5 protein-coding genes are annotated in these 5323 nt (G+C 71.1%); 2 read left to right on the top strand and 3 right to left on the bottom strand.

What is annotated here, in order from left to right; genetic code table 11:
• Positions 1–750 (bottom strand): MMPL family transporter (locus AVR91_RS44070; protein ID WP_228709463.1); only part of this gene is annotated, 750 nt, incomplete at its 3' end.
• A 116-nt stretch (positions 751–866) separates the two neighbouring features.
• Between AVR91_RS44070 and AVR91_RS39910 the strand changes: the two genes are divergently transcribed.
• Entirely contained in the window at positions 867–1520 is a 654-nt protein-coding gene (locus tag AVR91_RS39910) for a TetR/AcrR family transcriptional regulator (protein WP_063276937.1), read from the top strand.
• 171 nt (positions 1521–1691) lie between these two features.
• On the top strand, positions 1692–2132 hold the full coding sequence (locus tag AVR91_RS39905) for a hypothetical protein (protein ID WP_063276903.1): 441 nt from the start codon (positions 1692–1694) through the stop codon (positions 2130–2132).
• Here AVR91_RS39905 and AVR91_RS39900 read toward each other — a convergent pair.
• Positions 2104–4986 carry an AfsR/SARP family transcriptional regulator gene (locus tag AVR91_RS39900; protein ID WP_083737935.1) on the bottom strand — a complete coding sequence of 961 codons (2883 nt, stop codon included), beginning with the start codon at positions 4984–4986 and terminating at the stop codon, positions 2104–2106. The two genes, AVR91_RS39905 and AVR91_RS39900, sit on opposite strands and share 29 nt — an antisense overlap.
• A gap of 20 nt (positions 4987–5006) precedes the next feature.
• Positions 5007–5323: response regulator transcription factor (locus tag AVR91_RS44065; protein ID WP_228709462.1), on the bottom strand; the 317-nt coding region annotated here is incomplete at its 5' end.

Below are 5323 nucleotides of genomic sequence, written 5' to 3'. Positions count from 1 at the left end.
GTAGTCGATGCCGACGGCGAGCCCGAGCATGACCGCGAGCATCGGCGCCGTGGAGGACACCGTCGCCACCGAAGTCGCCGCGTAGACCAGCGCCACCGAGACACCGACGCCGAGAATCGCCGTCAGCAAGGGCATTCCGGCCGCGATGAACGAACCGAACACCATCAGCAGCACCACGAGCGCGATGACGAGACCGATTCCCTCGGTGGGGCTGAGCTTCGGCACCTTGTCCGAGAACGCGTCGCCGCCGGTGAGCACCTCGGTGCCGTGGCCGATCCGGTTCTCCAGGTCCTGCGCGATCCCGGCGAGCGCGGTCCGGGTCGACGGCTGGATGTCGGCCAGCCCGACGTCGAGCTGCACGGTGACCAACGCGGCGCGGCCGTCCTTGGACACCGCGTCGTGCACTGCCGGGTCGAAGGGGTCGACCACCGTCGAGACCTGCGGGGCACCGGTCAGCTCCGGGACCACGGCGGAGACGGAGTCGCGCACAACCGCGGAATCGGCTCGCTGCCCTTCCGGGACGAGCACCACCAACTGCGCCGAAGTCCCACTCACCTGCGGGAAGACGCGCCCGAGGTGATCGAGCGCCTCCTGTGACTCCGAGCCGGGGATCGCGAACGTGTCGTCGGTGCCCTGGCCGAACAGCAGCGCCGCGCCGCCGGAGACACACAGCACGACCAGCCACAACGCGGTGACCAGTACGCGTCCGCGGGCGGCCAGCCTGCCGAGGCGGTAGAGGAATGACGACACGATCGGCTCCCGGCGCTCGTTGGATACATGACGTATCGTAATACACGCTGTATCCGATTCACGATGTATCCTGTCCCACAGCCGGGTGAACCGGGCCGATGCGAAAGAATGGCGAGATGACCGAGGAGCGGAGCGCCACCATGACCAGGCGCCGGGCGGACACCCGCCGACGGCTGATCGACGCGGCGTACGAGGCCTTCTCCGAACGCGGCATCCGGGACACCCCGGTCGAGCTGATCTGCGAACGCGCCGGCTTCACCCGCGGCGCCTTCTACTCGAACTTCAGCTCGAAGGAAGACCTCTTCCTCGCCCTGTTCCAGGAGGAGAACACGATCCGGCTCGAGCGGTTCCGCGAGGCCACCGAGAGCGTGCTCGGCGGCACCGTCGTCGGCGCGCACGAAGACCTCTCCCCCACGCTCGGGCGGATCGCCGAACTGTTCATGGTCGCGCTCAACGCGGACAAGGACTGGTACCTGTTGTGCGCGGAATTCCGCACGCAGGGCCTGCGGCAGCCGGAGATCCGCGACCGGATCGGCGCCGCGTTCCGGTATTTCCACACCGAACTGGGCGCGATCCTGGTCGGCACGCTCGACCGGATCGGCCGGAAACTGACGATCCCGCCGGACGACGCGGTGCTCGTCCTGGTCGCCCTGTACGAACAGGGCCTGCAGAACTACCTGCTGGAGGGCGGCGAACTCCCCGCCGACGGCCGGTTCGTCAGCGAACTGATCCCGAAGGTGATGGCGTCGCTCATCGTCCCGGCGAGCTGACCGGCCCGTCCCGATAGCCGGTACAGGCATCTCCGTCGGGCACCCAGGTCGCTCACGACGGCGCCGGGGGTTGCGAAAGCCACCGGCGTTTCATCGGGATTTCATGGCTCCGCCCTACGGTTCCGGGCACGGATCCGCGCCCGCGGACCGGTGGTCCACGAGGAGACGTGCATGAGCCCGGCAAGCCGGACCCCGTACAACATGGTGACGCCCCGGGACGACGCGCCGAGCCCCGGGCAACGGGACGGGATCGTCGGCCCGGGCTGGAGCTGGGCGGCGTTCTTCACGCCGTGGGCCGACGGCCGCCCGTCGCCGAAGTACCGGTGGAGGCTGTTCGACACCGCCGCCGACGCCGTCGAAGACCTCCGCCGTTGTCTCGACGACGGCGCCGTCGGCCGTCGCGGTGCCCTCTGCTCCTCCGTGCTCCGCAAGCGTGGCGCGCCAAGGGAATTGGTGCTGTGCGACGCCGCGGAGTGGGCTTACGCCGTCCACGAGGTCCGCACCGGGGTACACCTCGCCGACGCCGCCGACACCTACTTCGCGCGCTGGCGGACGAGCATGGCGGGGCACCGGTTCACGATCGTCAACGCCGGAGTACCGACTGTCTGGTGAGTTCCAGACCTTCCAGCGCGAGAGTGCGCTGAGCGGGATCGCCGTCGGGCCCGATGGTGGTGAGCACCCATTCGAAGTGCTCCCTGGCCGCCACCGGATCGCCCGCCGCGAGATGGGTGCGGCCGAGCCGGTTGCGGATCTCGGACTCCATCCCGACGACGGTCTCCTCCGTGACCGCCGTCAGCGCCCGCCGCTGGAGTTCGAAGGCGGCGTCGAGATTCCCCAGCTCCAGTTCCGCGGCGCCCAGCCGGGCCAGACTGGACGCGATCAGCAGGCCGTCCGTGGTCTCTTCGGCGAGTTCGACGGAACGTCGGAGGTCCAACACCGCTTCGGCGAACCGGCCGATTTCGAGGCGGACGGTGCCGCTGTGGCAGAGCACCCTGGCCAGCATCCCCGGGCTGCCGACCTCCTCGCTCAGCTCACGGGCGCGGCCGAGGTGGCCGAGCGCTTCTTCGTGCTCGCCCTGCAGATAGGCGAGATAGCCCAGCGCGGACAACGATCTCTCGGCGAGCCAGCGGTCACCCACCTCCTCGGCCAGGACCATCACCCGCCGCATACCGGGAATCGCGAGATCGTGCCGTCCGGCGATCAGGTCCACCATGGTGAGGCCGCCCAGCGCCCGCGCCTCCAGGCCGCGGTCTCCGGAGGATCGGCCCGCCTGCAGCGCGTCGTCGAACCAGCCACGCGCCCGGTCCAGCTGCCCTTGCATGCCATAGGCGTAGCCGAGGCAGAACCGCAGCGACGAGACGAGACGCTCGTCCCCGGCCCGTTCGGCCAGCGGCAGCGCGATCTGCAACGCCGTCCGGCATTCGTGATATCGCTGCTGGCGTGCGAGGTAGTCGACCAGCCCCTCGGCGACAGAGCACGCGAGGTCGTCGAGCCCGGCTTCGGCCGCCTGGCTCACCACCTCCGGCAGGTCGCCGACGGCGTCGAGCCAGGCGGAAGCGTCGCGCTGGCCCGTGAACGGGCCGCCCGTCTCCAGCGGGAACCGCGCGACACCCCATTCGCTCGCCCGCCGCGCGGCGCCGAGGTACAACCCGTACACCCGTTTCCGTGCCGCTTCGGCGGCCTCCTCGGGCATCTCCCCGGCGAGCCGCCGGGCGTAGACGGCCACCAGGTCGTGCAGCCGGTAGCGGCCGCTCGCCGGCTCCTGCACGAGGCTGGCGTCGACCAGGCTTTCCAGCCGCCGCTCGGCTTCGGCGGGCGAACAGTCCAGCAGCGCGGAGACCGAGAGCCGGTCGAATTCCGCCGTCGGCGACAGGCCGAGCACACTGAACGCGTCCTGCTCGGCGGGCCGCAGCTGTTCGTACGACAGGCGCAGCGCCACCTCGACACTGCGGTCCTCGGCGGTCAGTTCGCCGAGCCTGCGCTCGTCGTCCGACATCCGGTCCACCAGGTCCTTGAACGTCCACATCGGACGGTTCTGCAGCCGGGCGCCCGCGATCCGCAGCGCGAGCGGCAGGCGCCCGCACAGTCCGGCGAGCGCGCGTACGGCGAACCGCTCCCCCTCGGCCCTCGGCGCTCCCACGATGCGGCCGAGCAGCCGCTCCGCCGCTTCGAGACCCAGCGCGCCAAGGGAAACACGGCGATCAGCGTCCAAACCGGACAGACGGCGACGGCTGGTCACCAGCACCCTGCTGCCCGGCCCGGACGGCAGCAGCGGCCGCACCTGCCCGGCGGACTCGGCGTTGTCGAGCACCAGCAGCAACCGCAGGTGCGCGGTCGCCGCCCGCCACGACGCGGACAGCTCGTCGAGATCGTCCGGCATGAGCCCGTCCTCGACCCCGACCGCGCGCAGCAGCCGCCGCAGCGCGCGCTCCGGCGTCACCGGCTCGCGGCCTTCGGTGTAGCCGTGGAGATCCACGAACAACGCACCGTCCGGATAGGACTCGCGGAGCCGATGGGCCGCGCGCACCGCGAGCGTGGTCTTACCCGCGCCCGGGACGCCGTCGATGGTGTCGACCGAGACCGACTCCGGATCGCCGTCCTCCACGAGCAGCGCGAGTTCCCGGTCCCTGCCGACGAGTTCACCGTTGGTGGCGGGCAGTTCGTTGCGGATCCGGCGGGTGGGCTCCCGGCGCGGGGCGACGCCGAGCAGCGCTTCGTCCCCGCGCAGCACCGCCTCCTGCACCTGCCGCAACTCCTCGCCGGGCTCGACGCCGAGCTGCTCCACCAGCCGCTCGCGGACCTCGGTGAACACCTCCAGTGCCTCCGCCTGCCGCCCGCCGCCGTAGAGCGCGCGCATCAGCAGCGCGGCCAGCGGCTCGCTCGGCGGATCGGCGGACACCAGCGCCGAGAGCTCGCCGATCACCTCGTCGAACCGTCCGAGTTTCAGCTGGACCCGCAGTTTTTGGCGCAGCAACAGCAGTTTGCGTTCCTCCAGCCGTCGCCGCTCACCCTGGACGAACGCGCCGGGCAACCCGGTCAGCGGCTCGCCGTGGAACAGCCGCAGCGCGTCGGCGAAGGTGTCCACCGCGGCGACGAGGTCGCCCGATTCCTCGGCGGCGGCCGCGACGGCGGCGACCTCTTCCAGCCGGATCACGTCGAGGCGCACCCCACCGCCGGCGAACCGGTAGCCGCCGCGGTCGGACACGATCACCGAGTCCCGCGGCTTCGTCCCCGCGGTGTCCAGGCATTGCCGCAGCCGCCGGACGTACACCGGCAGCACGTTCGACTCCGGTGGCTTCTCCCAGAGCCCGTCGGTGAGTTCGTAGTGGCTGACCGTCACGTCCGGGCGCAGCAGCAGCGCGGCGAGAACGGCCTGCTGGCGGACCGGACCGAGGTCCAGCCGGGTCTCGCCGTGCCAGGCCCGCAACGGGCCGAGCACCTCGAATCGCAGCTTCGGTTCCGACATGATCCCCCCTTCGTCCCGCACTAGCCCGGCACCACGATCCCGTGGTCGAACGCGTACACGATCGCCGCCGCCCGGTCCCGCAACTGGAGCTTGGTGAAGATCCGGCCGATATGGCTTTTCACGGTCACCTCCGAAATCACGAGAGTCGCGGCGATCTCCGCGTTGGTCAGCCCTCGGCCGATCGCCCTGAGCACGTCCTGTTCCCTCGGTGTCAGCAGTTCCGGTGAGCGTCCGCCGCTGCCGTTCCCGGCGGCCTGCCGGTAGGCGGCGAGCACCCGCCCGGTGACCCCGGGATCCAGCCAGGCGTCGCCCGCGGCGACCGCCCGCACGGCCCGGA

The sequence above is a fragment of the Amycolatopsis keratiniphila subsp. keratiniphila genome (assembly GCF_001620365.2).
GTDB lineage: Bacteria > Actinomycetota > Actinomycetes > Mycobacteriales > Pseudonocardiaceae > Amycolatopsis > Amycolatopsis keratiniphila.
This window is presented reverse-complemented; position numbering and strand designations above follow the sequence as displayed.